Source organism: Clostridium sp. CTA-7 (genome assembly GCF_054768095.1).
Genome location: NZ_BAAAAV010000009.1, coordinates 115,021 through 141,146 on the forward strand (window position 1 = coordinate 115,021; position 26,126 = coordinate 141,146).

A 26,126-nucleotide genomic window follows, 5' to 3' on the forward strand; every position below is an offset into this window, starting at 1 on the left:
ATGTCTTTATTTTATAGTGTGAAGTTTTCAATGAGATTCTATTAATGTATTAACATCTATAAAGAAAATAATAATATTCTTATTTAAGATAAATTTTCACACTAATTATTAACATCTTCTAATTACTATCATTAGTTGCATTATGGCATAAACAATTATATAAATTAAGTAAAAATAAAAAGGATAATATTGGTATAACATATGGTGTTATATTAATAAAGGTTAATTGTATTTTATAAGGAGAAAAATATGGAGATTATAGTTAAATTACTTGAAGAATCTGATTTAAATGAGTTATTAGCTTTTGAAATAGAAAATAAAGCTTTTTTTGAGGAAACACTTCCACCAAGAGGTGATGAGTATTATGAGATGGAAAATTTCAAGGAAATAATAAAGGAATTAGTTGAAGAACAAAAAAATGATATTGTATATATGTATTTAATAAAAGATTTAAAAGGAAAAGTAATAGGAAGAATAAATATTACATCAATACAAAGGGGTAGTTTTAATAAAGCTGAATTGGGATATAGAATAGGTAAGGATTATCAAGATAAGGGAGTTGCAACAAATGCAGCAAAAATAGTATTAGAAAAATCACTAAAAGAACATAAACTACACAGGATAGAAGCAGGAACAAGCTCTGACAATATAGGTTCTCAAATAGTATTAATAAAAAATGGATTTCAATTTGTTGGTAAATATAATAAGTATATTTATCAAGGAGATAAATGGCATGATAGCATACTTTTTGAGAGAGTGTTAGATTAAAAGAGTTTATATTATTAGGAAAATTTAAATTATAATAATTCATATAAAGATATACAAAAGGTTTTAGTAAGTAGACTTTCAGTATATCTTTATTATTTAAGAATATTATAATTCAAATTTAAAATTGTAAAAAATATTATCTTGAAAGGAGTTTGTAATGAATTTTAAGAGGATAATAATTATTGGATGCGGAGGAAGTGGAAAATCAACTCTTGCAAGAAAATTATATGAAAAAACAAATTTACCAATAGTTCATCTTGATAAATTGTTTTGGCGAAAAGGATGGCAATCAATATCAAGGGAAGAATTTAATAAATTATTGCAAATAAAATTAAAAGAAGATAAGTGGATAATTGATGGAAATTTTGATAGAACTATAGAAGAACGTCTTAATAGATGTGATACTGTTATTTTCTTAGATTATCCGAGAAGAACTTGTTTAATTAGTGCAATAAAGAGGGTAATAAGTAATTATGGGAAAGTTCGTCCCGATATGGGAGAAGGATGTCCAGAAAAATTTGATTTTGAATTCTTAAAATGGATATGGAACTTTAATAAGGAGCATAGAGATAAGTATTATCAATTACTTAAAGAGATAGAAAATAAAAAAATATATATTTTTAAAAATAGAAAAGAGTGTAATGAGTTTTTAACGAAATTTTAATTAATAATACATATAAATATTTATTATAAATAAAGGAGGGAAAAGATGATAGATAGGTATATCTATGCAGTTACAAGCAAGTTACCTAAGAACGTAAGAAAAGAAGTTGGGGATGAAATTAGAGAATTAATATACGATATGATGGAAGATATTCATGACTTTAATTCAGAGGAACAAAGAATATATAAGGCATTAGAAAAGTTAGGAGATCCTGATGTATTAGCTAATAAATATAGGGGAAAAGAAAGATATTTAATTGGACCAAATTATTTTAATAAGTATATATTTGTTATGAAAATAGTTCTAGTTTCTATATTTATAGGCATATCCATATCTACAGTAGTAGGTGGAATATCATCTAGAGATAGTATTGGAGGAATTATAGGAAGTTATATAGCTACTTTAATGTCAGCTTTATTGCAAGGAGCTGCATGGGTAACAGGTATTTTTGCTCTTTTAGAATATAATGGAGTAGCTATAGATAATGTTAAAGGCAAAGAAAAATGGAATCCATCAGAATTGCCGGATTTACCAAATAAAAAGTCAATAATACCAAAAAGTGAGCCTATTTTTAGTATTATATTTTCAACTATATTTTTCTCTATATTATATTTTCAACCTCAATATTTTGGAATATATTATAAAAAAAGCGGATTGGCTATAAAGTCAATATTTAATTTAGATACTTTTGAATCTATTAAGATAATAATTTTAATAATATTTATAATAGGAATAGTTAAAGAATTAATTAAATTAGTTATAGGAAAATGGACGATTAAGTTATCTGTTATATATTCATTATTAACAACTTTAACCTCAATATTATTAATAAAAATAATATCAAATGATTTAATTTGGAATAATGATATAATACAAAAAGCAGAGGGATTTATTAAAGTACCATGGGATAGAGTTATTTTAATTACTATAATCATTATAGTAATTACTACAGTTATAGATATATTAACATCTTTATATAAAGGGTTTAAATACGGAAAATAAAATAAGGTGTAGCTATAAATAATAGCTACATTTTTTTGTTACTAAATATATAAAATAAATTATTTAAGAATATATTTAGTAATGTTAACTTGACATTTAGAGCCAATAGTTTAAAATTGATGTAAGGTAAACTTTACGGAGGTTTTTATGAAAAATAGATTAAAAGAATTAAGAGAAACTTTAGGGTTAACTCAAGAACAGTTAGGAAATCTTGTTGGAGTATCAAGGCAAGCTATTAATGCAATTGAGACAGAAAAATATGAGCCATCAATATGGATTGCTTATGATTTATCTAAAGTTTTTAATTGCACTATTGAAGAAGTATTTCTTTTTGAAGAAAGTGAGAAAAAATCTAGATCTCAGCAAAGTAGAGGTGTTGTTTAATGGCTATAAGACAAATCAGAACTTTTGAAGATGAAATATTAAGAAAAAAGAGTAGAGAAGTTGAAGTTATAGATGAAAGAATAAGACAAATATTAAATGACATGGCAGATACTATGTATAATACTGAAAATGGTGGTGGATTAGCAGCTCCACAAGTAGGTATATTAAAAAGATTAGTAGTTATAGATATGGGGCAAGGTCTTATAAAATTAATTAATCCTAAAATAGTAAAAAGAGAAGGAGAGCAAGAAGTTATAGAAGGATGTTTAAGTTCTCCAAATGTATGGGGAAAATTAAAAAGACCAGCAAAAGTTACTTTGCAAGCATTAAATGAAAATGGAGAAAAAATAGAAATAACAGCTACAGGAGATTTAGCAAAATGTTTTTGCCATGAAATAGATCATTTAGATGGAATTCTATTTACAGACTTAGTTACAGAGTTTATAAATTAATAAATAGCAAAAATTAATTTTAGTATTTTTAAGTTTTAATAATTTTGAATAATTTTTATATTAGCTTATTGATATTTAATAATCTAAATAAAACAAATACAAAAAAGATAGTAATAGGATTTTAAATAATCCTATATACTATCTTTTTTATTTATAAAATTTTATTACAAGCTTATACAATATATTAAAGAAAATAATATGCTAATTAATAATAAAATAACTGATAAATCTATTCTTAGAGAACTACTGTTATTAGTTTCCAAATATATCACCTCATTTAATTTATATCCAATTTAAAGCATTTTAAACAAAGTGTGCAAATTTTCTAAAGTTGCTATTATTTAAATTAATAATCAACTGATTGTTGATCATGTTTGCCATATTAAAATATATTCAGATATTCAACTATCAATATTTTGTATTGGAATAAAAAACTACACAGCTTCGTTATTACATTTAGTTTATTTTCTTAAAAATTTCTTGTGTTTTTCTGATTTCTTTATTACTTCTATTGATTAGTTTTTTTACATAATGTATATTTTAAGACATGCTAAACTCTATAGTAGATTAATTAATTTACAACTTTGAAACAATCAGGATATACTTTCGATAAGTTCATTAATAATATAATTTTTAGAATTTAAGATTTAGAAATTAGGGGATATTTTATATGAATACTAAAAAGAGAAATATAAGTAAGAGAAATTTAAATTTGAGAATAAAGAGAAAAAAAAGAAGAAAAGTTAAATTAATAGTTTCTATTTTGTGTGGATTAGCATTGCTTACCATAGCGATGACTAAGTTATATAATGATAAAGATCAATATTTAATTTTAGTAAATAAACAGAATAAAGTTGGTTATAAACATACACCAAATGATTTAACTGTGCCATATGTTAGATTTAATGCTTCTAGTGATATGGATAAGAATATGAGGTTAGAGGCAGCTAATGCATTAGAAAATATGTTTAATGATGCTGAGAGAGATGGAATAATTCTTTTTGGAATTTCAGGATATAGATCTTATGAGTATCAACAGAGTGTATATGACAATAGTGTAGCTACGCAAGGACAAGATTATACGAATAAATATGTAGCAATACCTGGAACTAGTGAACATCAAACCGGATTAGCTATGGATGTAGCATCAGAAGGTTATTTTTCTTTAGATAGTAACTTTGAAGAGTCAGATGCATTTAGATGGCTTTCACAAAATATGAGTAACTATGGTTTTATAATTAGATATCCTAAGGGGAAAGAGGATATAACTGGATATAATTATGAACCATGGCATTTAAGATATGTAGGTGTAGGACCAGCAAAAGAAATAACTGACAATGGCTTGACATTAGAAGAGTATTTAGAAAGATAATCGTTATAATTAGGTGATTATATTAGATTTTCTAAGGGAAAAGTATGTCCTCAAAATAAAAAACTCAGCGATATAGCTGAGTTTTATTTTTAATTATTCATTAGTAATTCTTAATTATCAGTTGTTTCTCTTAGCATATATTTTTTCCAATCACCATTCTCAATATAAATAGCTTCATCTTGGAATTTTGGATCTATATTCTCATTATAAAAATAAGAATAACAATTTTCATAGCTTTCATCATCATTTAATTTAACCTTTACAAGGTTTCTTGAGTATTCATTATTTGGATTATTTTCATCTGAAAATCCTTCCATTTTATCAATAGCTTTTAGTGTTGAATCATAATCTTCAAATTCAACAACTTCTCCTACTATAGTAGTGTCACCAGGCAATACTGCTGGATAACCTTTATAGGGCATATGGTATAATTCAAAGCCACTTATCTCAGCAGGTCGTATAGATTTAACTTTTCCTTTTAAGTAAAGGTCATAGTTAAAAAAGCCTTTTCTTAAGCTACCATAAACAAAAATATTTACATTTTGATTCATTAGCAAATAGTTCCACCTATAGTTTTTATATCTGATGAATTTTCTATAACTGCTTTTATGCTAAGTTCTAAGCCTTTAGCTATATCATCTATTGACATAGATGGCATATTAGGCTTTGTAGTTACTTGAGATGGAATATATGGTACGTGTATAAATCCACCTCTTATGTTTGGATATTTTTTATCTATTAAGTATAAAACTCCATACATAACGTGATTACAAACAAAAGTTCCAGCGCTATTAGAAATAGAAGCAGGAATACCATTATCATTCATTTCTTTAACCATAGCTTTAATAGGTAGGTTTGAGAAATATGCTGATTCACCATCTTCGTAAATAGATATATCTATTGGTTGATTGCCTTCATTATCTTTAATTCTTGCATCATCCATATTTATAGCAACTCTTTCTGGAGTAATTCCAAATCTTCCTCCAGCTTGTCCTATAGATATCACTACATCTGGGTTATGCTTAATTATATTTTTTTCAATTGTTTCTAATGATTTTCTAAATACAGTTGGGATTTCTAATTTTATTATTTCACTCCCTAAAAGAGTATCAGGTAATTTTTTTACAGCTTCTAAAGCTGGATTTATATTTTCTCCACCAAAAGGATCAAATCCTGTAATTAATATTTTCATATAAAAGCCTCCTTTAAAATCTAAAATGCTAAGAAGTACATAAGTGGTATATGAATTGCAAGTAAGACAATTGCAAATACAGCTTGTGCTTTTATAACAGCATTTTTATCTTTAGTTTCTAATAAAGCTACTGGCAATACATTAAAGTTTGCAGCCATAGGTGTTAATAGTGTTCCACAGAAACCAGCTGTCATAGCTAACGCTGATGCAACTATAGGATCTCCGCCTTGAGCAAATACAAAAGGAACTCCTATACCAACTGTTATAACTGAGAAGGCAGCAAATGCATTACCCATAATAGCAGTAAATATAGCCATACCTAAGCAATAAGCTGTTATTCCTATTAATACGTTACCTTCAGGAATAACGCTTGAAATCATATTTGATATAATGTCTCCAACACCAGCAACGGTAAATAACGCGCCAAGAGCAGCTAGAAGTTGAGGTAATATTGCAGTAGCTCCAACAGCTTGGAACATTCTATCACTATCTTCTATAAACTCACTAGGTTTAGCCTTAGTTATTAAGAAGGTAGATATTAAAGCAACTATTGCTGAAATACCTACAGCAGCTACGCCTGAAATTGGTGTAAATTGAGCAATAATTAAAGCAACTAAAGCAATTATTAATGAAGGGATAAATATTTTTATACCTATCTCATTTGCTTTTAAGTTTGCAAAGGTACTGTCTAATTCCTTTATGCTTCCAATATTAATTTGATTAAAGGCAGCTAGGATACCTATTATTACAATAAGGAATCCTGTTACAACTGAGGGAATGTATTTGCCTAGTATAAATATAACACCAAGTATTCCCCAAAATAAAGCAGTACCATATTTAGTTTTATGATTCTTGTCTTTTAAAGTAAACATCATAGTAAGGATAAAAAACAAACCTACTATAATGTAGAATATTTCTAATAGTATATTTGAAAACATCTTAATATCCATAAATTTTTCCTACCTATTTTTATATTTTTTAGCTAGTTTCTTATCTAGTAAATAGTTTTGTATAACTCCTAAAATAAAAGCTATTACAGCTATAGGAATTGAAGCTTTAGCAACTTGTAATGCATCAACATTATAGCCTAAAGTCTCTAATGTACCAGCTATAAGAAGAACTCCTGAGTTTGCTAAAAATACATTTTGTCCAAAGAAATTACCATAGTTATCAGCGGCTGCTGAATGAGCTTTAATTAAATCTTCATCTTCATCATCAAGTTCACCATATTTAGAGATAGCAGCTCCTTGAGCCATAGGATTAATTAGTGGTCTTACAAATTGAGGATGTCCACCAAGTTTAACTGCAAGGGCAGCAGATACTTCTCTAATCAATAAATATCCAGAGATAAGTTTACCAGTGGATAAACCTTTTACTTTCTTTATTAGCATAATTGCTTTTTCTTTTAGTCCGTATCTTTCACATAATCCTATTACAGGTAATGTTAAAAGAAATAAACTCATTTCTCTTTTTTGTACGAAGGTTTGACCTAAAGTTGTAAGTATTTCAGAAACACTCATATCAGCAATTAAACCAGTTACAATACCAGAAACAATTACAACTGCTATTGTATTAAACTTTAGAGCAAATCCTACAATTATTATTAATATTCCTATTAATGCCATATTTATCGAATCCTTTCGAAATTTATAATTAATTAAATAAATTTGTTATATATTGAACATTTGTTTAATTATACAACTAATTTTGTATAAAATCCATAGAAAAAGATAAAAATTTATAATTTGGAATTATTATGATTCTTAGTATTAATATATTAATTTAATATTAAAATAGAAAATTAGGAACTATTTTAGAGTGCTTGAACATATAATATATATTGGAAATTTTAAATATTTAAGTAAAATATCTATTTCTTAGAAAGAATTATGTATTGAAAGAAAAAATGAGGTTAATGGTCGTGTTAGATAGTTACATGTAATAATTGACTAAAAGAAATATATTTTGCTTATAATAAAGCTAGTGCTTTTATTATGTACAATATATAATGATAAAGTAACAGGGAGTTGATTTTATGAAGAAGGAAACAAAAGATTTAAATCAATATAAGTTACTAAATAATATGATAAATAATTTAATAAATAAAAATAAATTAGAAAAAAATAATAAAAAAACATTTACATTATAAAAAAGTTGTGATACTATAAAAACGTAATTAAATAAGTAGTGTGTTACTGGTTATGCAGGCAAGGACTAAAAATATTATAGATATAGCTATATCTATAAGGTTTTGGTCCTTTTTTTATTTTTTATAATACTATTTTAAAAAGGTTTCATAACTTTATGGCAAAATGGAAATAATAAATCCATAGTAGCAAAAACTACTTAGCAGCTTATTTTTATATTTATATAAAATTTATTTAAGGAGGAATTATAAATGCTACAATTTTTACAAAGAATCGGTAAAGCAATCATGCTTCCAATAGCAGCTTTACCAATAGCAGGTATTTTACTAGGAGTTGGTGGTGCATTATTAGGAATATCAGGATTAAACAACCCACCAGCAGTTTATCAACCACTTATAGCTTTTGTTAGTATTCCAGCTGTTACAGCAGTATTAACAATAATGAAAAATGTTGGGGATATAATATTTGGAAATCTACCATTATTATTTGCAGTAGGTGTTGCTGTTGGACTAGCTAAAAAAGATAAAGGAACAGCAGCATTAGCATCAGTATTTGGATTCATAGTAATGAACCAAGTTATCTCTTCAATGTTAACTTTAGGATTAACTCAATTAGGCGTTGTTACTGCAAAAGAGGTTGGTGCATATGGAACTTATGTAACTACTAACTTAGGTATATTCACATTAAATATGTCAGTATTTGGTGGTATTATAGCAGGTATAGTTACAGCATTATTACATAATAAATATCACACAATACAATTACCACAAGTTATTGGATTCTTCTCAGGATCAAGATTTGTACCGATAATAACATCATTAGTTATGGCTTTAGTTGGAGCACTTTTAGCTTTCGTATGGCCAGTAGTACAAAATGGTATAGTAGGACTTTCAGAATTAGTTAGAAATGCAGGAGCGGTTGGAACATTCTTCTATGGAGTTATTGAAAGAGCATTAGTTCCATTTGGATTACACCATGTATTCTATACACCATTCTGGTTTGGATCATTTGTTGAAGGAAATATTTTAGTAAATGGAACATGGCAAACAGTTGCAGGAGCTAATACAGCTTACTTTGCTCAATTATCAAATATGGGTAGTTTAGTTGGTGCTTCATCAGCAGATATGGCAACAGTAGTTGCAGGTACTACAAGATTTATGGCTGGTAAGTTCCCATTTATGATATTTGGTCTTCCAGCAGCAGCTTTAGCAATGTATAAGGCAGCAGCTCCAAGCAAGAAGAAAATTGTTGGATCACTATTAATTTCAGCAGCAGTAACATCAATGTTAACAGGTATTACTGAACCGATTGAATTTACATTCTTATTCGTTGCTCCAGTATTATACGGAGTACACTGTATATTAGCAGGTTTATCATTTATGTTAATGGATATATTAAATGTATTCATAGGTATGACATTCTCAGGTGGTCTAATAGACTTTACTTTATTCGGTTTATTACCAGCAGGAGCTGGAGTACCAACTAACTGGATAATGGTTATAATTGTTGGTGCAGTATATGCAGTAGTTTATTACTTCTTATTCTTATTCATGATTAAGAAATTCAACTTAAAGACTCCAGGTAGAGATGAAAGTGAAGAAGAAACTAAGCTTTACACTAAAGCGGATTACCAAGCTAAAGCTGGAATCCCTCAAGCTGATATAAAAGAAAATGCTAAGGGTAAAAACAACGAAATAGTTGAAAAAGCTCCAGCAGTTTTAGCAGCTTTAGGTGGAGAAGAAAATATAGTTAGTGTTGATGCTTGTATAACTAGATTAAGAGTTGAAGTTAAAGATAAAGCAAATGTAAATAAAGATGAATTAAAATCTTTAGGAGCAGCAGGTGTAGTTGAAGTTGGAAATGGAATTCAAGCTATATTTGGAGCTAAAGCAGATGCTTATAAAAATGAAATTAAAAATATCTTAGATCTTGATTAATAGTTAGTGCATATGGCTTTTAAATAAAGAGTAAAAAATCGTTAATTCTTATAAATAGAATTAACGATTTTTTTTATATAGAATATTAGATTTATGATAGACTTTTTATAATAAATTGCAGTTAGATGATTTTGATTTGCTTAAATTCAATATATATAATACTTTTTAAACATTATATATTGAATTTAAGTATTAGACATAATTGGGGTTAAATGCTAAATTAGTGATAAAGATAAGTTGAAATTATATTATAGATATATTAAATTAGAAAACTTTTAAGGAATAGAAGTGAATATTATATAAGTTATAGAAAAAAATAAATTTAATTAAGATTTTAGATTCAGAACTAATTTTAAAGTAGGGGTGATTAAAAATGAAAAAATTTAAATTAATCATTATTACAATTATAATAATCTTTTTAGGAGTAATATCAGTTACATATATAAATAAATCTAAAGCAATTCCTAAGATTACAACAGCAACAACATCATCAAATTCAGATCTTGCTTTTGCTGTGTTAGGAGATGTTCATGAGAATATTGATCATTTTCAAAAGGCTATTAATGATTTATATACAATAAATCCTAATATGGATGCATTAGTGTTAAATGGCGATGTTGTAGATCAAGGATTAGATGAACAATATGATTCAGTACAAAAAGCTTTAGATAAAAATAAAGAGTTCTTACCTGGAACAATTATTAAAAATATTGGGAACCATGAATTTTTTGATTATAATATTGAAACGAATTCTCCAGAGCAAGTTCAAATATTTATAAATAAATATCTTGAGTTTTCTGGAGAAGAAAAGGTATATCATGATAAATGGGTAAAAGACTATCATTTCATATCGCTAGGATCTGAAGATGGTAATTCTGAAACTTTAAATTCAGTAACAGCATTTATATCTAATAAACAATTAGAATGGTTCAAAGAAAAACTAGCTGAAAATCATCAAAAAGGAAAACCGATATTTGTATTTTTACATCAACACTTAGATTATGGAAATAATTCATGGATTGGTGTTAAGCAAAGTGAAGAAATTAAAGAGATATTAGCACAATATCCAGAAGTAATAATATTTGCATCTCACACTCATAGTGACTTGAATGAAAACAGTGTAATTTTAAATAAACCATTTACAATAGTTAATACAGGGGCTGTTCATTATACTATTATACCTGATCAAAATGAAGAAAAGGGTTATAGGAGAGAAGCAGACTATATTAAAGGAGTTTATATAGAAGTAAATGGTAATAATGTTACCATTAAAGGTAGGAATATAGAAGAAAAACAATGGATATTTAATAAGGAGATTGTTAATTAGTGAACTTGAGGATTGCTTACAGATAATTTTATGTTTGGAACAGTAGCGGCATTTTTGGGACTTGGATTATCCTATATTATAAAGGGAATTAGAAAGTATAGTTGACAAAATATTTACAAACTATCTGACTTAAGGAGAATATTATGAATAAAGAAGATAAAAAAAAATTAAGAAATAAAATACTATCAATAAGAGATTTTTTAGCTAAGAATGAAAAAGAATCTATGGATAATAATATATTTAATAAGTTAGTAAATAGTGAACTGTATAAAAATGCCAAGAGTATTTTTATTTATATAAATTTTAGTAATGAAATAAATACAATAAACATAATAGAAAAAGCATTAAATGATGGAAAAGAGGTTTTTATTCCTAAAATATATAAGGGTAATAAATCTATGAAAGCAATAAAGTTAAATTCATTTAATGAATTAAAGAAAAACTCCATGGGAATATTGGAGCCATACGATGATTCTAATTTTATAGAAAAAACAAATATAGATTTAATAATAGTTCCAGGAGTAGTCTTTGATAATAAAGGAAATAGGATAGGATATGGCGGAGGTTATTACGATAGATATTTAGAAGATATAAAATATAAAAATAATAAAGTGGCTTTAGCTTATGATCTTCAAATAGTTGAAAGTATAGATGCCGAGGCACACGATGTTAAGATAGACTATATAGTTACTAATACCAAAATCATAGATAAATTTTAATTAGTAGTTGAAAATTTTGAGAATGATGCATATATAACAAAGGGAAGAGTTACATTAGGATGAGATCTTGGGGCGTATCAAAGTCTATTTAATGCTTACTTAACAAATTTAGGTTTTAGAAACTTCTCATTTAAGAACGGAAATGTATTCTCAAAATGCTTTAGAATTAGCTAAATATCTAGAAAAACATCCTAAAATAAAGTAGGTTAAAATTATTCATACCTTGAAACAAGTTCACAATATGAATGGGGGTAACGAAACGTGTACCCCTTTTTATAAATTAAAGATATAATAAAGTGGTTCATACAAGTTAGATTATATAATACAAAACAATCTAACTTTTTCTTATTTAGTTCTTTAAAGTTTTATATTTTAAATTCCATAACACTTTTGATATAATAAATAATATTAAATAAGAAAAAGCAATGAAAGTTATTAGTGATAAGAAATAAAATTCTAATTGATTTAATTATTAAATATAGAATACAAATTAATTATAGGGAGTGGTTTGTTATGTTTACAAAGGAAGAACTTCAAATTCTTAATGATGCTTTAAAAATGGCTGAAGAAAATTGTACAAAATTATTAGAATCAAGTACAAATAATAAAGACAGAATGGTAGCTTATAATAGAAAGCAAAAGAAAATATGGTTACTTCAAAATAAGATGAAAAAACTTATTGAAGAAAATAAATAATGAAAAAAGCAGGTATTTGAAGTTAGTCAAATACCTGCTTTATATTATTTTTCTTTATTTGCTATTTCTAAGATTAATCTATTCTTTAATTCTGAAACTGGAATTGCACCTTCTTCTCCATTTTTTCTGCTTCTTACTGAAGCCTCATTGTTAGCAGTTTCTTTTTCACCAACAACTAAAATGTAAGGGATTCTTTCAAGTCTAGCTTCTCTAATTTTATAGCCGATCTTTTCTGCTCTGTAGTCTCCAGAAATTCTTATTCCTGCATTTTTGAAATCTTTAACTATAGACTCAGCATAGTCATTATATTTATCAGAAATAGGAAGAACTATTGCTTGAGCAGGAGCAAGCCAAGTTGGGAATGCACCAGCATATTTTTCAATAAGCATAGCCAAAGTTCTTTCATAACATCCAATTGAAGATCTATGAATTATATATGGACGTTTCTTATTACCATCTTTATCTATATAAGTCATACCAAATCTCTCTGCAAGGGCAAAGTCGATTTGAATAGTGATTATTGTATCTTCTTTTCCATGAACATTTTTAAATTGAATGTCAAGTTTAGGTCCGTAGAATGCAGCCTCACCCTCAGCTTCTACGTAGTTAATGCCAAGATGATCTAATATTCCTTTCATTAACACTTGAGTATCTTCCCAGGCTTCAGGGTTATTTATATACTTTTCAGTGTTCTTTGGATCCCATTTAGAGAATCTAAATGAAATATCTTCATCAATTCCTAAAGTAGACATTATATGATTTATTAACTCAACACAACCCTTGAATTCTTCTTCAATTTGATCAGGTCTACAAACTATATGACCATCAGATAAAGTAAATTGTCTTATACGAATTAATCCATGCATTTCACCTGATGATTCGTTTCTATATAAAGTAGAAGTTTCAGCATATCTTATTGGCAACTCTCTATAGCTGTGTTGCTCAGCATTATAAATAGTATATTGGAATGGACAAGTCATAGGTCTTAATGCCATAACTTCTGGATCATGGTCTTCATCACCTAAAACAAACATACCGTCTTTATAGTGATCCCAGTGTCCTGAAACCTTAAATAAGTCGTTTTTAGACATAGAAGGAGTTTTAGTAAATACATAACCTCTTTTTTCTTCTTCATCCTCAACCCATCTTTGAAGAAGTTGTATCATTTTTGCTCCCTTAGGCATTATTAATGGTAATCCTTGACCTACATTTTCATCAGTTGTAAATATTTTAAGTTCTCTACCTAATTTATTATGATCTCTCTTTTTAGCTTCTTCTAATGCTTCTAAGTGAGCATCTAAATCAACTTTCTTTAAGAAGGCTGTTCCATATACTCTTGAAAGCATTTTATTCTTTTCATTACCTTTCCAGTAAGCACCTGCACTTCTAATAAGTTTAATAGCTTTAACTGATTTTAATGACATTAAATGAGGACCTGCACATAAGTCAACAAAGTCACCCATTTTATAGAAAGATATAACTTCATTTTCGTCTAAGTCATTTATTAATTCAACCTTATATGGTTCATTAGCTTCTTCCATAAGCTTTATTGCTTCAACTCTTGGTAATTCAAATCTTTCGATAGAAGGATTTTCTTTTATTATTTTTTTCATTTCATCTTCTATTTTAACTAAGTCTTCAGCTGTAAATGAATTTTCTACATCAAAATCATAATAGAAACCATCACTTATAGCAGGTCCTATAGCTAGTTTTGCATTAGGATATAATCTTTTAACTGCATAAGCTAAAACATGAGATATACTGTGTCTTAATGCATCTTTTCCTTCTTGAGAATCAAATGTGCAAATTGCAAGTTCGCTATCTTGATTTACAACATAACGTAAATCTACAACCTCTCCATTAACTATTCCACAACAAGCATTTCTAGCTAAGCCTTCACTAATTGATTTAGCTATATCTAAAACAGAAATACTAGCTTCAAATTCTTTTACTGATCCATCTTTTAAAGTAATTTTAATCATATTTATTTCTCCCTTCGTAATACAAATTTAAAAAGTAAACAAAAAAGTCGCCAAGACGAGCTTGTCGAGCCGTCGACTTTTTTTAGCGCATGTGCATTTCTGAAGCTTGACTGAGGAAAATCTTGCACGCGCACTATATTCATATTTTTACTCTTTAGGAGATAGATTTAATGACTGAATATCTTACAATAGTTATCCACAATAAATATAGAAATATAATTTCCTAAAGAGTAAAAAAACTCCCGTCTCTTCTATATAAATAGAAGGGACGAGAGTATAAATTCTAATTTTCCCGCGGTTCCACCCTTAATTGCCTAAAATAAGGCCTCTTAAGAATATCGTAACGTGATATAAACGGACTTTATTAGAGTCACTCAGAGGTGGTCTTCAACTAAATTCAAGTAAGATAATTTCACCAAACATATCTCTCTCTGAAAATGAAACGTAGTTTACTCTTCTCTTCAACGTGTTCAAATATTTATTACTAATTATTATAGTTATATAATATGCTAATGTCAACAAAAAAGAATTAAACTTAAAATTTTTTATAAAAAAGTAGTATAAAGCTATTTTAATCTATATATAAGAAAAGAATATTCGTGATTTGGCTATGGAAAGAAAATGTAGAAATTGAATTAAATCATAAATATGTAATTCTGAAACATAATTTTAGTTAAAATTAATATTAAAAATAGACTCAAAACGAAATATAAAAAATAAAAAGTTGACATTGTTCGTATAAAAAAGTAAAATAAACTTATAATATGAATAAAAAACGTGAAAAAGTTCGTACATTAACGAATTATTTAGAGGAGAAATGAAAAAATGAAGCGAAGAAGTCATTATATACTATTTATACCATGTGTAGTATTAGTAGCATACTTTATGATAGTTCCACTATTAGGCACAATAATTCCTACATTGACAAATACAGCTGGAGGAATGTTTAGCCAATATACAAATTTCTTTAAAGATTCATATATGATGTTAATATTCTGGAGGACCATTAAGATATCATTAATATCATCTGCAATTTGTATGATTATAGGTGTACCAGTAGCGTATTACATATCAAGAATATCTAAAAAGTTAAGAGGTTTACTTATTGCATTAACAGTATTTCCTGTTTTAACAAATTCAGTTGTTCGTTCATTTGCTTGGATGAGCATTTTAGGGAAGAATGGTGTTATAAATAGCTTACTTATAAAGTTAAATATGATAAATGAACCACTATCACTTTTGTATACAGAAGGCGCAATTATAGTTGGTACAGTATATATTTTCTTACCTTTAATGATTATTTCTCTTGTTGGGGTTATGGAAAATGTAGAAAATGATTTATTAGAAGCAGCAGAAAGCTTGGGAGCAAGTAAATTAAAGGCATTTTTCAAGGTTATATTCCCACTTAGTTTACCAGGATTAATAGTTGGAACGGTTCTAGTATTTACAGGGTCTTTAACTGCATATACGACTCCACAACTATTAGGTGGAAACAAAAATACAGTTTTGGCCACATTAATATATCAAAAAACCATGACATTGGGGGATTGGCAAGGAGCTGCAGTAGTAGCCACTATAATGATTGTAGTTACATTAATAGTTATAAAGGGAATCAACTTCCTAGCGTCAAAACTAGATAAGAGGGGTGTTTCATAAGATGAAAAAAAATAAATTTCTAACAGCTTTTGTTGTATTAGTATATATATTCTTATTTGCGCCATTAGTTATTATTGCTATGACAAGTATAGGAACAGAAAACTATATAGCATTCCCACCAAAAGGATTTACTTTACAATGGTTTTTAACAGTATTTAAATCAGAAGCTTTTATAAGCAGTATGATTACCAGTTTTGTAATATCGGGAGTAGCTACATTAGCAGCTTTAATTATAGGTACGCCTGCAGCTTATGGATTAAGTAGATATGACTTTAGAGGAAAAGCTGCTATTAAAAGCTTCTTCTTCTCACCACTAATAATACCTGGTATAGTAGTTGGATTTTCACTATTCCAATTCTTATTAGTAAAGTTAAGTCTTTCAGTACATATTAGTTTATTTATTGGACATACATTAGTAATTATTCCTTACATAATAAGAGTTATTGGATCTAGTTTAGAAGTATTTGACTATTCAATAGAAGAAGCAGCTATGAGCTTAGGATGCAAAAAATCATTAACTTTCTTTAAAGTAGTATTACCTAATATAACATCAGGAGTAATGGCAGCATTTATGTTAGCTTTTATAAATTCATTTAATAATGTTCCAGTATCTATGTTTTTAACTGGACCAGGGATAAGTACATTACCTATAACAATGATGAACTATGTTGAGTATAATTATGATCCAACAGTATCAGCATTATCAGTAATATTAATGATATTAACTATTGGAATTATGTACATATTAGAAAAGACCTTAGGTCTTAATAATTTCGCAGGATAAAGTTATGACTAATAAAGAGTTGGAGGACAAGTAAAATGGATTTAATAAATTTACAAAGCATAAATGTTTCATATGATAAAAAAAATAATATATTAGAAAATTTAAATCTAAAAGTTAAAAAGGGAGAGCTGGTATCTCTTCTTGGGCCAAGTGGATGTGGAAAGACTACAACTTTAAGAGTTGTTGCAGGATTTATAGAGCCAACTGCAGGTAAGTTTTTATTAGAGAATGAAGATTATACAAAGATACCTGTTCATAATAGAAATTTTGGACTAGTGTTCCAAAGTTATGCATTATTTCCACATTTAACAGTTGAAGAAAATGTAGCCTTTGGCTTAAAGATGAAAAATATGCCTAAGGATAAAATAAAAGTGAAGGTAGATGAAATATTAGAAACTGTAGATATGACTCACTTAGCAAAGAGGTATCCTAAAGAATTATCTGGGGGACAAAAACAAAGAGTAGCTATAGCAAGGGCGTTAGTTATAGAGCCAAGACTTTTACTCTTAGATGAACCCTTAAGTAATCTTGATGCAAAGTTAAGGCTTAAAATGAGAGTTGAGATAAGAAAACTTCAACAAAAACTAGGAATAACAACATTATTTGTTACTCATGATCAAGAAGAGTGTTTCTCAATATCAGATAGAGTGGCAGTACTCAATAAAGGAGTCATAGAACAATTTGATACTCCGGAAAATATTTATTCAAATCCAGCTACAGAGTTTGTTGCAAGGTTTGTAGGATTTGAAAACTTCATTAATTTAAAAAAGGTTTCAAAGGATACTTATTGTAGTGAATGTGGAGCTGAATTTAAGGTGGGCAAATCAAAGGACCAAATAGATGTTAAAGCAACTATAAGACCAGATGATATAAAGATAGTTAATGAAGACCTAGAAAATACAATAGACGGTATCATAGAAATAAGAACATTCTTAGGGAAAGCATACCAATATGATGTTAAAACATCTGTGGGTAGCATAATTGTGAATAGTGAAAATAGCCTTATATATGAAAAAGGAGATAAAGTAAAGATTCAATTACCATCAAATAAAATAGTTATATTATAAAATTTGCATAAGATAAAGGAGAATATTTATGAAGAAGAGAATTTTAGCATTATTATTAACAGGATTAATTTCATCAACAGCTTTAGTAGGATGTAACAAATCTGGAGATGCTGCATCAAACAAAAAACTTGTAATTTCAACATGGGGACTAAATGAGGATGTATTAAAAGAAACAGTGTTTGAACCTTTTGCTAAGGAACATGGAGTAGAGATTGTTTTAGAGGTTGGAAATAATTCTGAAAGACTAACTAAAATGAAGAACAATCCTAATTCTAATATAGATATAACTTATTTAGCAGAGTCATTTGCTGAACAAGGTATAGAAGCAGGTATATTTGAAAAAATAGATTACTCAAAAATACCAAATGCTGAAAATATGAATGAAAAAGCTAAAGCTACTGTAGAAAGAGGATATGGTCCAGCTTATACATTAAACAGTATAGGAATAGTAGTAGATCCATCGGCTGGAATAGAGATAAATTCATGGGAAGATTTATGGAAACCGGAATTAAAAAATAAAATAGCTATACCAGATATAACTACTACTAATGGGCCAGCAATAGTAGATATTGCGGCAATTAAAGCAGGGGTTGATATCAAATCAGATAAAGGTGAGGCAGCCTTTAAAGAACTAGAGGCTTTAAAGCCAAATGTTGTTAAGACTTATAGCAAATCATCAGATTTAGCTAATATGTTCTCAAGTGGAGAAATAGTTGCAGCTGTAGCATCAGATTTCGCATATGATACAATTGCAAAAGCTAAGCCAGGAGTTAAAAATATAGTTCCAGAATCAGGAACTTACTTAAACTTCAACACAATTAATATAAATAAGAATTCAAAGAACAAAGAATTAGCGTATGAGTTTATAAATTATGCTTTAAGTCCAGAAGTTCAAGAGAAAACAGCTAAAGCTTTAAAGGAAGCGCCAGTTAATACAGAAGTTAAATTAACCGAAGAAGATTCTAAGAATTTAACATATGGAGCAGTAGTTGATAATGCAAAAATAATAGATTTCAAATTTGTAAATCCATTAATGGAGCAATGGATTAATACTTGGAACAGAATAATGAACTAGTATTAAATGGGTGAGAGAATGGAAGTACAATTAATCATAAAAAATTTAAATGTATATAACAGTTATTTTAAAAAATTCATAAAAGGTGATGTTGTAATACATAATTGTAAATTTGTTCATATAGGACATAATTATGAGAACAGGTTAACATCTAAAAATGTTATAGACGGTAATAATAAGTACATGATTCCAGGATTAATAGATATACATATGCATATAGAAAGCTCAATGACCATTCCAAGTGAATTTTCAAAGGCTGTAATAAAACATGGGGTTACTACAGTTGTAGCTGATCCTCATGAGATTGCAAATGTTTTTGGAATCGAAGGAATAAAGGAATTTATGAAGTCTGAGGAAAAAGTAGATATATTTTATGGCATACCAAGCTCTGTACCTTCAACCTCAAGTGATTTAGAGACTACTGGAGGGAAAATTGGTGTGAGAGAGGTAGAAGAACTATTATCCTGTGATAGAGTTCTTTGTCTCGGAGAAGTAATGAACTTTAAGGATTTAATAGAGGATGAAAATTCTACTATAAATAAGATAATCAATATTAGTAAAAATAAAAAAAGAAACATTCCTTTAGAAGGACATTGTCCTAAAATTGATGGAGTAGATTTATCTTTGTATATTTATAGAGGTGTAAATGGAGACCATACTCAACAAAGCGTATCATCTCTTGAAGAAAAAATAAGAAATGGTATGTTTATAGAAATGCAACATAAATCAATGACTAGTGAAAATATAAATTTTTTAATAGAGAATAATTTATATGAGCATTTTTGCTTAGCTACAGACGATGTAATGGCAGATACGTTAAAAAAAGGACATCTTAATGAATTAGTCAAAAAAGCCATGAAATTAGGAATGTCACTAGAAAATGCAGTATATGTAGCTACTTATACTCCATCTATGAGAATGGGACTTCTAGATAGAGGAATAATAGCACCGGGAAAAATTGCAGACTTTATTCTACTTAGTAATTTATATAGCTTTGAGATTGAAGAAGTTTATAAAAATGGAGAAGTTGTATTTAGTAAATCAGAAGGAATAAAAGAAGAGTATTTTAAAACAAAGAGCAGATTTAGTGAAAGATTTTATAACAGTATAAAAGTAAAACCAATTACTAAAGAAGATTTACTAATTAAAGTGCCTAAATTATACAATAATAAAGTTACATGTAGGACTATTAAAGTATTTGAGAATACGACCTTTACAGAAGAAGGTGAAATTACACTAAATATAGCTAATAACATTTTAGAGTGGGAAAATAAAGACTGCTGCTTAATAGCTGTATTTGAAAGATATGGTAAAAACAATAATGTAGCTTTTGGCTTAGTAGAAGGTGGAATTATAAAAGAAGGTGCAATAGCAACTACATGGGCACATGATCACCATAATCTTATGGTGATGGGAAGAACTGTTGAGGATATGGTTTTAGCTGTAAATCAAGTTATATCTTCTGGAGGAGGATATGTTGTTGTAAATAAGGGTAGTGTATTAGCTGAGTTAAGCTTACCTATAGGTGGAATAGTTAGTGATGAGCCAATTGAGGTAGTAGGGAAAAATCTAGAAAAAGTAAGGCAAGGGATGAAGGATTTAGGCTATACTCATATGAATGAAATAATGTCATTTAGTACATTGTCATTACCTGTTAGCCCAGCTCTTAAAATTACAGATAAAGGATTAATAGATGTAAAGGCTCAGAAGTTTGTTTCGTTATTTAAGTAATAAATTATTAGACTATGTTATGCATAGTCTAATTTAATATAAAAATATAACTTGGAGGTCAATATGAAAGTAAAAAGTAAGGTAACTATATTTAAGAATGTTACTATAATTACTATGAATGAAAATAAAGACATGATAGAAAATGGAGTAGTTGCTTTTGAAGGAAATAAAATAACATATATTGGAGATGCTAGTTTAGAGGATGATTCTCTAGAGAGATATATAAATAAAAATAGATGTTCAAATGAATGTGAATTTGAGGTTATAGATGGAAAAGAAGGAATTTTAATGCCAGGAATGATAAATTGTCATACTCATTCATCAATGGTTCCTTTTAGAAGTTTGGCAGATGATTATAAGGATAGATTAAAAAGATATTTATTTCCATTAGAGCAAAAGTTAGTTGATGAAAAGTTAACTTATATAGGTGCTAAATATGCTATAGCTGAAATGCTATTAGGGGGAGTAACTACTTTTTGTGATATGTACTACTTTGAAGATGAAGTTGCAAAGGCAGCTAAAGAACTAAATATAAGAGGAGTATTGTGTGAAACCATAGTAAACTTCGTCGCGCCAGATACTAAAGAGCCTTTTGGGGGATTAGATTATTCAAGGCGTTTTATTGAAAAATGGAGGAATGATACTTTAATAACTCCAGGAATAGCACCACATGCACCATATACTAATACAGATGAATCATTAAAAGAAGCATATAAAATAAGTAAAGAATATAATGTTCCTATAACTATGCACGTAGCTGAAATGGATTATGAAATAAGTGAATATAGAGAAAAGTATAATCTAACTCCAGTTCAATATTTAGATAGCTTGGGTATATTAGATTCTAATTTTATATCAGCACATACAGTGTTAGTTAATGATGAAGATATAAAAATATTAAAAGAAAGAGGAGTAGGTGTATCCCATAACATAGGTGCAAATTCTAAGGGGGCAAAAGGTGTAGCGCCTATTGTCAAGATGAAAGAAGAAGGAATAAGCATAGGGCTTGGAACGGATGGGCCTATGAGTGGAAATACTTTAGATATAATAACTCAAATGTCACAAGTAGGTAAGATACATAAGTTATTTAATAAGGATAGAACGTTACTACCATCAATAGAATTAGTAGAGATGGCTACCATAGGTGGAGCTAGAGTATTAGGAATGAGTGAAGATGTTGGATCCATAGAAATAGGAAAAAAGGCAGATTTAGTTTTAATAGAGACAAAATCTGTTAATATGCAACCAATATATGATTATTATGCTACTATAGTTTATTCGGCTAATCCTAGTAATGTAGATACGGTAGTAGTCGATGGAAAGGTTGTTGTTAGAGATAAGATTCTGTTAAGTGAGGAATTCACAGAAATTAGAAAAAATTTAATGAGCTTAAAAGAAAAAATAAATAAGGTTGCTAAAGAACTTTAAGGATAGCCTATTAAATTAGAAAGCATATTGTTGTATTAAAGATTCAGGATATTATTTAACAAAAGAATATATTAGAAATTTTAGGTATTGAATAAAATAAAAGCTTCTAAAGAAATGTATAATCTTTAAGAAGCTTTTTTAATTGGAAAAAATTTATATAAAGTTATTAAAATTCATTAAAAATATCTATAATTTAATTACATATACAAATAAATGGTAACTTGAATATAAAGTTAAATTTTAGCTAATATTAATATTATGGAAAAGACGTTCTAACTCAAGCTCTTGAAGCATAGCATAGGAGTAGAGTTTACCACCCATGAGGTTCTTTATTATTTCTTTTTTAGAGTATCCTTCTTTAAATAGTTTAAGGTTTTTGATTAACTTTTTTAAAGAAGAATGAGATATTTCTAAAATATTGTAAAGTTCCTTAGCTGTATAGTAATCTTTTGGTAAGAGCTTAAAAAGCTTATCTTGTAATTCAAGTTTATACTTTAAATCAGTTTCTATACAGTTATGAGGACCATGTTTCCCTCTATGGTGGTAGTTGCAAAGATATTTATAGTTTAACTTAATATCGTAGCCACCTTCGTGTTTATGAACTATATGATGAATATCCGCTTTTGATCCACAAATTTCACAGTGGTACAAAGTCATGCCTCCTTTTTATATCTTTAATAATATTATAAAATAAATTTATTTTTATTTCAAATTAGATATAAAAGTATATCATTGGGTGAGTAGGTATTTTACGCTAAAAATACGTGCATCCTAATACATAGAATTATATTGTTATAATAAAGTGTTTATATTTACTTTGTTATATTCTTAAAAAATACTTGTAAAGGTGGTATAATATACTATATAATATATATATAGTATATTATATTACGAGACTGAAGGAAAGGTGATACAGTGAGACATAGTTATGATTCATTTGATTACTGGGAAGAATTAATTAATGAAAATAAAACTATAAGAGGACATATGTTTATGGATAAGTTACCTAATGAAAAAAGTATATATATCCATAGCTTAGTTTTTTGCAAGAATAACGGACTTAATAATACATGGGCATACTTTCCAAATGAAAAAATATTGTTAGGATATATTCAATATTCATTTTTACAAGAAGCCTTTTATAAATGGATATATGGAAAGGAAAGGTTAGTTGTTAATGTTCCAAACATTCCAGTAGAAATAATAATTTCAGATGGAGAAAAAAATAAAAAAATATCTAAAGAAGAAGCAGATAATATGAGAAGACATGTAAAAATGATAAAGGAGTGTTGGGCTTTACCTAAAGATAAATTAATTAGGGCACTTCAAAAGTTTGCTAGAGACTTTAATAGAACTTGGTACGGAGACAATAGAGAATTTTTATATTTAAAAATTTTTAATACACCAAAAGAATTAGGGGAATTTGTTATAAATTCAAGCTATATGACAACAAGTGAAAGAGAATTTAAAGAGAGAACTAGCTTAATTATTTCAGATTGGAAAGAAGTATGTGAAAAAGCTGATAAAAATAAGAGCCATGGAGAGCGATTTAGAGATATTTTATTAAAATCCCTTACAGAAATAATTTAAAGGTAAAACTAATTATTGACAGTAATAATTACTAAATATATAATATTACTGTCAATAATATTTGCGGGTGTAGCTCAATGGTAGAGCCCTTGCCTTCCAAGCAAGTTACGTGAGTTCGATTCTCATCACCCGCTCCATATGCGTTATTAGCTCAGTTGGTAGAGCACCTGACTCTTAATCAGGGTGTCCCGGGTTCGATCCCCTGATAACGCACCATTAAAAGAGAGATTAATTTTATGTAATCTCTTTTTTTCTATTTATAGAACATTTAACACTAAATACTTTATTGTTAATAGTAACTTTAAAAATAAAAGACTTATATAAGGTGTTAGGAATATTTTTCATATTGACAATAGTATATTAAATTGATACTATTATAGTGCAAAATTTAAAAGTCTTATCAAGAGTGGTGGAGGGACTGGCCCTATGAAACCCAGCAACCAAGAATTTTAATTAATTCTTAAGGTGCTAAATCCTGCAGGTAAACCTGGTAGATAAGAGGCGAACTATAATTTTTTATATGTGTGAGTAAAGCTTCTGTATTTCTACAGGAGCTTTTTTTACTCTTTAGAAAATTATATTTTTATATTTATTTTGCATAATTATTGTAAGATATTTAGTTATTAAAGTTATATCCTAAAGAGTAAAAAATGTGAATATAGTGCGCGTGCAAGATTTTCCTCAGGCAAGCTTCGGAAATGCACATGCGCTAAAAAAAGTCGACGGCTCGACAAGCTCGCCTTTGCGACTTTTTTAATTTTGTTATTAGAAATAATTTATATTTTAAAGGAGAGGAAGAAATTTTGAAAAACAAAGGTAATGGACTAGCTTTAATTCCATTAGGAGTATTCTTATTAGTGTATTTAGGTACATCTATAATAGCAAAAGATTTTTATGCTGTATCAGTTATTGTTCCTTTTTTAGTAGCAGCTCTAACAGCATTAATTATGAATAGAAAAGTAAAGTTTGATGAAAAAGTAGAAGTTTTTTGTAGGGGAGCGGGAAACACTAATATTTTATTAATGATATTAATATTTATATTAGCAGGAGCCTTTGCCGAAGTTGCTAAAAATATGGGAGCAGTAGACTCAACTGTAAATTTAGGATTATCTTTATTACCAAGTAGTCTATTAATACCTGGAATGTTTATTATAGGTTGCTTTATAGCTTTATCTATAGGAACATCAATGGGAACAATAGTTGCATTAGTTCCAATTGCAGTTGGAATAGCAGACAAGACAGGAATAGCAACAGCATTGGCAGTTGGAGCAGTAGTTAGTGGTGCTATGTTTGGAGATAATCTTTCAATAATATCTGATACAACTATAGCAGCAACAAGGACTCAAGGTTGTGAAATGAAAGATAAATTTAAAATGAATTTTATAATAGTTCTTCCAGCAGCAATAATAACTGCGTTAATATTCATGGTATTAACAAGAAATGCAAATGTAGTTAGTTTAGATTCTTTAAGTTTTAATATATTCAAAATTTTACCCTATATAATAGTTATAATAACAGCTTTACTTGGAGTTGATGTAATAATAGTTTTATTACTTGGAATATTGTCTTCATGTATAATAGGATTTATATTTGGAAGCTTTGACTTATTGGGATTATTTAATTCTATATCTGATGGAATAGCTGGTATGAGTGAGCTAATAATAATCTCATTACTTATAGCTGGAACAATAGAGATAATAAAGTTTAATGGTGGAATAGACTTTATACTTAACAAAGGACTGAAGAATTTTAAAAGTAAAAGAGGGGCTGAGTATGGTATTGCAACCCTAGTAAGTTTAGTAGATATTTGTACTGCTAATAATACAGTAGCAATAGTAACTGTTGGACCAATAGCTAAAAATATTTCAAATGAATTTGATTTAGAACCAAAGAGGGTTGCAGGGATAATGGATATGTTTTCGTGTGTATTTCAGGGCATAATACCATATGGAGCTCAACTAATATCAGCAGCAGGTCTTGCAGCTTTATCACCATTTGCAATAATGAAATTTTTATTTTATCCATATCTTATGGGGATATGTGCTATAATAGCTATATACATTCATTGGAGAAATAAATAAGGCTGTTGTAAAAATTTAAATATATAAACCAAAAAATAAGGAGATAACTTTTTTAGTTATCTCCTTGCTTTT

General features: G+C 28.2%; 24 protein-coding genes, 2 tRNA genes, 1 riboswitch and 1 other annotated feature. Of the genes, 20 read left to right on the forward strand and 6 right to left on the reverse strand.

What is annotated here, in order from left to right; translation table 11 throughout:
* Positions 1–249: 249 nt before the first annotated feature.
* The 6 genes from ACYUEX_RS15825 to ACYUEX_RS15850 all read left to right on the forward strand — a co-directional run bounded on the left by ACYUEX_RS15825 (position 250) and on the right by ACYUEX_RS15850 (position 4,642).
* Complete coding sequence (locus ACYUEX_RS15825) at positions 250–768, forward strand: GNAT family N-acetyltransferase (RefSeq protein WP_460289036.1); 519 nt, start codon at positions 250–252, stop codon at positions 766–768.
* Between the two features lie 157 nt (positions 769–925).
* Entirely contained in the window at positions 926–1,432 is a 507-nt protein-coding gene (locus ACYUEX_RS15830) for a DNA topology modulation protein (protein ID WP_460289037.1), read from the forward strand.
* A 45-nt stretch (positions 1,433–1,477) separates the two neighbouring features.
* Positions 1,478–2,434 (forward strand): four helix bundle protein, encoded by a 957-nt coding sequence (locus tag ACYUEX_RS15835; protein WP_460289038.1) that lies wholly within the window; start codon positions 1,478–1,480, stop codon positions 2,432–2,434.
* Positions 2,435–2,581: 147 nt separating this feature from the next.
* Entirely contained in the window at positions 2,582–2,818 is a 237-nt protein-coding gene (locus ACYUEX_RS15840; RefSeq protein ID WP_411169620.1) for a helix-turn-helix transcriptional regulator, read from the forward strand.
* Positions 2,818–3,270, forward strand: a complete 453-nt coding sequence (gene def / locus ACYUEX_RS15845; protein WP_411169621.1) for a peptide deformylase — start codon at positions 2,818–2,820, stop codon at positions 3,268–3,270. The genes ACYUEX_RS15840 and def overlap by 1 nt, the downstream gene beginning before the upstream one ends.
* A 670-nt stretch (positions 3,271–3,940) precedes the next feature.
* Entirely contained in the window at positions 3,941–4,642 is a 702-nt protein-coding gene (locus ACYUEX_RS15850; RefSeq protein WP_460289039.1) for a M15 family metallopeptidase, read from the forward strand.
* A gap of 110 nt (positions 4,643–4,752) precedes the next feature.
* On the opposite strand, the gene ACYUEX_RS15855 is transcribed toward ACYUEX_RS15850, so the two are convergent.
* From ACYUEX_RS15855 to ACYUEX_RS15870, 4 genes are read right to left on the reverse strand one after another with little or no spacing between them, the layout of a single operon-like run.
* Positions 4,753–5,193, reverse strand: a complete 441-nt coding sequence (locus tag ACYUEX_RS15855) for a gamma-glutamylcyclotransferase family protein (protein WP_460289040.1) — start codon at positions 5,191–5,193, stop codon at positions 4,753–4,755.
* Complete coding sequence (gene pcp / locus ACYUEX_RS15860; RefSeq protein ID WP_411169624.1) at positions 5,193–5,834, reverse strand: pyroglutamyl-peptidase I; 642 nt, start codon at positions 5,832–5,834, stop codon at positions 5,193–5,195. The genes ACYUEX_RS15855 and pcp overlap by 1 nt, the downstream gene beginning before the upstream one ends.
* 20 nt (positions 5,835–5,854) lie before the next feature.
* Positions 5,855–6,784 (reverse strand): DUF979 domain-containing protein, encoded by a 930-nt coding sequence (locus ACYUEX_RS15865; RefSeq protein ID WP_460289041.1) that lies wholly within the window; start codon positions 6,782–6,784, stop codon positions 5,855–5,857.
* A 9-nt stretch (positions 6,785–6,793) separates the two neighbouring features.
* Positions 6,794–7,459, reverse strand: a complete 666-nt coding sequence (locus ACYUEX_RS15870) for a DUF969 domain-containing protein (protein WP_460289042.1) — start codon at positions 7,457–7,459, stop codon at positions 6,794–6,796.
* Positions 7,460–8,232: 773 nt separating this feature from the next.
* On the opposite strand from ACYUEX_RS15870, the gene ACYUEX_RS15875 reads away from it, so the two are divergent.
* The 4 genes from ACYUEX_RS15875 to ACYUEX_RS15890 all read left to right on the forward strand — a co-directional run bounded on the left by ACYUEX_RS15875 (position 8,233) and on the right by ACYUEX_RS15890 (position 12,660).
* Positions 8,233–9,918: a PTS transporter subunit EIIC gene (locus ACYUEX_RS15875; protein WP_460289043.1), complete on the forward strand. Its 1,686-nt coding sequence runs from the start codon at positions 8,233–8,235 to the stop codon at positions 9,916–9,918.
* A gap of 373 nt (positions 9,919–10,291) precedes the next feature.
* Positions 10,292–11,245 (forward strand): metallophosphoesterase family protein, encoded by a 954-nt coding sequence (locus tag ACYUEX_RS15880; RefSeq protein WP_460289044.1) that lies wholly within the window; start codon positions 10,292–10,294, stop codon positions 11,243–11,245.
* 143 nt (positions 11,246–11,388) lie between these two features.
* The gene (locus ACYUEX_RS15885; RefSeq protein WP_460289045.1) at positions 11,389–11,964 is read left to right on the forward strand and encodes a 5-formyltetrahydrofolate cyclo-ligase; all 576 of its coding nucleotides are present in this window, start codon (positions 11,389–11,391) and stop codon (positions 11,962–11,964) included.
* 513 nt (positions 11,965–12,477) lie between these two features.
* Entirely contained in the window at positions 12,478–12,660 is a 183-nt protein-coding gene (locus ACYUEX_RS15890) for a hypothetical protein (RefSeq protein ID WP_460289046.1), read from the forward strand.
* A 44-nt stretch (positions 12,661–12,704) separates the two neighbouring features.
* On the opposite strand, the gene thrS is transcribed toward ACYUEX_RS15890, so the two are convergent.
* Positions 12,705–14,642, reverse strand: coding sequence for a threonine--tRNA ligase (thrS, locus tag ACYUEX_RS15895; protein WP_460289047.1), 1,938 nt, complete (start codon positions 14,640–14,642; stop codon positions 12,705–12,707).
* A 261-nt stretch (positions 14,643–14,903) separates the two neighbouring features.
* Positions 14,904–15,116: a binding site (T-box leader), on the reverse strand.
* 351 nt (positions 15,117–15,467) lie between these two features.
* Between thrS and ACYUEX_RS15900 the strand changes: the two genes are divergently transcribed.
* From ACYUEX_RS15900 to ACYUEX_RS15925, 6 genes are all read left to right on the forward strand, one after another.
* On the forward strand, positions 15,468–16,298 hold the full coding sequence (locus ACYUEX_RS15900; RefSeq protein WP_460289048.1) for an ABC transporter permease: 831 nt from the start codon (positions 15,468–15,470) through the stop codon (positions 16,296–16,298).
* Between the two features lies 1 nt (position 16,299).
* Positions 16,300–17,082 (forward strand): ABC transporter permease, encoded by a 783-nt coding sequence (locus ACYUEX_RS15905; protein WP_460289049.1) that lies wholly within the window; start codon positions 16,300–16,302, stop codon positions 17,080–17,082.
* A gap of 35 nt (positions 17,083–17,117) precedes the next feature.
* Positions 17,118–18,149 carry an ABC transporter ATP-binding protein gene (locus tag ACYUEX_RS15910; protein ID WP_460289050.1) on the forward strand — a complete coding sequence of 344 codons (1,032 nt, stop codon included), beginning with the start codon at positions 17,118–17,120 and terminating at the stop codon, positions 18,147–18,149.
* Positions 18,150–18,177: 28 nt separating this feature from the next.
* Positions 18,178–19,224, forward strand: coding sequence for an ABC transporter substrate-binding protein (locus ACYUEX_RS15915; RefSeq protein ID WP_460289051.1), 1,047 nt, complete (start codon positions 18,178–18,180; stop codon positions 19,222–19,224).
* Between the two features lie 18 nt (positions 19,225–19,242).
* Entirely contained in the window at positions 19,243–20,955 is a 1,713-nt protein-coding gene (locus tag ACYUEX_RS15920) for an adenine deaminase (RefSeq protein ID WP_460289052.1), read from the forward strand.
* Between the two features lie 63 nt (positions 20,956–21,018).
* Positions 21,019–22,383, forward strand: coding sequence for an amidohydrolase (locus ACYUEX_RS15925; RefSeq protein ID WP_460289053.1), 1,365 nt, complete (start codon positions 21,019–21,021; stop codon positions 22,381–22,383).
* Between the two features lie 240 nt (positions 22,384–22,623).
* Here the strand turns inward: ACYUEX_RS15925 and ACYUEX_RS15930 are convergent, their stop codons facing one another.
* Positions 22,624–23,034, reverse strand: coding sequence for an HNH endonuclease signature motif containing protein (locus ACYUEX_RS15930; protein WP_411169639.1), 411 nt, complete (start codon positions 23,032–23,034; stop codon positions 22,624–22,626).
* A 264-nt stretch (positions 23,035–23,298) separates the two neighbouring features.
* Between ACYUEX_RS15930 and ACYUEX_RS15935 the strand changes: the two genes are divergently transcribed.
* The 4 genes from ACYUEX_RS15935 to ACYUEX_RS15950 all read left to right on the forward strand — a co-directional run bounded on the left by ACYUEX_RS15935 (position 23,299) and on the right by ACYUEX_RS15950 (position 26,054).
* Entirely contained in the window at positions 23,299–23,973 is a 675-nt protein-coding gene (locus ACYUEX_RS15935; RefSeq protein ID WP_460289054.1) for a hypothetical protein, read from the forward strand.
* Positions 23,974–24,036: 63 nt separating this feature from the next.
* A tRNA-Gly gene (locus ACYUEX_RS15940) sits at positions 24,037–24,110 on the forward strand.
* Positions 24,111–24,113: 3 nt separating this feature from the next.
* Positions 24,114–24,189: transfer RNA gene (locus tag ACYUEX_RS15945), tRNA-Lys, on the forward strand.
* Between the two features lie 178 nt (positions 24,190–24,367).
* A riboswitch (SAM riboswitch) is annotated at positions 24,368–24,474 on the forward strand.
* A gap of 302 nt (positions 24,475–24,776) precedes the next feature.
* Positions 24,777–26,054 carry a Na+/H+ antiporter NhaC family protein gene (locus ACYUEX_RS15950; protein ID WP_460289055.1) on the forward strand — a complete coding sequence of 426 codons (1,278 nt, stop codon included), beginning with the start codon at positions 24,777–24,779 and terminating at the stop codon, positions 26,052–26,054.
* The last annotated feature ends 72 nt before the right edge of the window (positions 26,055–26,126 follow it).

Excerpts from the sequence above, each read along its gene's own strand:
- ACYUEX_RS15825 (WP_460289036.1), top strand. The coding sequence starts at position 250 with ATGGAGATTATAGTTAAATTACTTGAAGAATCTGATTTAAATGAGTTA.
- ACYUEX_RS15830 (WP_460289037.1), top strand. The coding sequence starts at position 926 with ATGAATTTTAAGAGGATAATAATTATTGGATGCGGAGGAAGTGGAAAA.
- ACYUEX_RS15835 (WP_460289038.1), top strand. The coding sequence starts at position 1,478 with ATGATAGATAGGTATATCTATGCAGTTACAAGCAAGTTACCTAAGAAC.
- ACYUEX_RS15840 (WP_411169620.1), top strand. The coding sequence starts at position 2,582 with ATGAAAAATAGATTAAAAGAATTAAGAGAAACTTTAGGGTTAACTCAA.
- def (WP_411169621.1), top strand. The coding sequence starts at position 2,818 with ATGGCTATAAGACAAATCAGAACTTTTGAAGATGAAATATTAAGAAAA.
- ACYUEX_RS15850 (WP_460289039.1), top strand. The coding sequence starts at position 3,941 with ATGAATACTAAAAAGAGAAATATAAGTAAGAGAAATTTAAATTTGAGA.
- ACYUEX_RS15855 (WP_460289040.1), bottom strand. The coding sequence starts at position 5,193 with ATGAATCAAAATGTAAATATTTTTGTTTATGGTAGCTTAAGAAAAGGC.
- pcp (WP_411169624.1), bottom strand. The coding sequence starts at position 5,834 with ATGAAAATATTAATTACAGGATTTGATCCTTTTGGTGGAGAAAATATA.
- ACYUEX_RS15865 (WP_460289041.1), bottom strand. The coding sequence starts at position 6,784 with ATGGATATTAAGATGTTTTCAAATATACTATTAGAAATATTCTACATT.
- ACYUEX_RS15870 (WP_460289042.1), bottom strand. The coding sequence starts at position 7,459 with ATGGCATTAATAGGAATATTAATAATAATTGTAGGATTTGCTCTAAAG.
- ACYUEX_RS15875 (WP_460289043.1), top strand. The coding sequence starts at position 8,233 with ATGCTACAATTTTTACAAAGAATCGGTAAAGCAATCATGCTTCCAATA.
- ACYUEX_RS15880 (WP_460289044.1), top strand. The coding sequence starts at position 10,292 with ATGAAAAAATTTAAATTAATCATTATTACAATTATAATAATCTTTTTA.
- ACYUEX_RS15885 (WP_460289045.1), top strand. The coding sequence starts at position 11,389 with ATGAATAAAGAAGATAAAAAAAAATTAAGAAATAAAATACTATCAATA.
- ACYUEX_RS15890 (WP_460289046.1), top strand. The coding sequence starts at position 12,478 with ATGTTTACAAAGGAAGAACTTCAAATTCTTAATGATGCTTTAAAAATG.
- thrS (WP_460289047.1), bottom strand. The coding sequence starts at position 14,642 with ATGATTAAAATTACTTTAAAAGATGGATCAGTAAAAGAATTTGAAGCT.
- ACYUEX_RS15900 (WP_460289048.1), top strand. The coding sequence starts at position 15,468 with ATGAAGCGAAGAAGTCATTATATACTATTTATACCATGTGTAGTATTA.
- ACYUEX_RS15905 (WP_460289049.1), top strand. The coding sequence starts at position 16,300 with ATGAAAAAAAATAAATTTCTAACAGCTTTTGTTGTATTAGTATATATA.
- ACYUEX_RS15910 (WP_460289050.1), top strand. The coding sequence starts at position 17,118 with ATGGATTTAATAAATTTACAAAGCATAAATGTTTCATATGATAAAAAA.
- ACYUEX_RS15915 (WP_460289051.1), top strand. The coding sequence starts at position 18,178 with ATGAAGAAGAGAATTTTAGCATTATTATTAACAGGATTAATTTCATCA.
- ACYUEX_RS15920 (WP_460289052.1), top strand. The coding sequence starts at position 19,243 with ATGGAAGTACAATTAATCATAAAAAATTTAAATGTATATAACAGTTAT.
- ACYUEX_RS15925 (WP_460289053.1), top strand. The coding sequence starts at position 21,019 with ATGAAAGTAAAAAGTAAGGTAACTATATTTAAGAATGTTACTATAATT.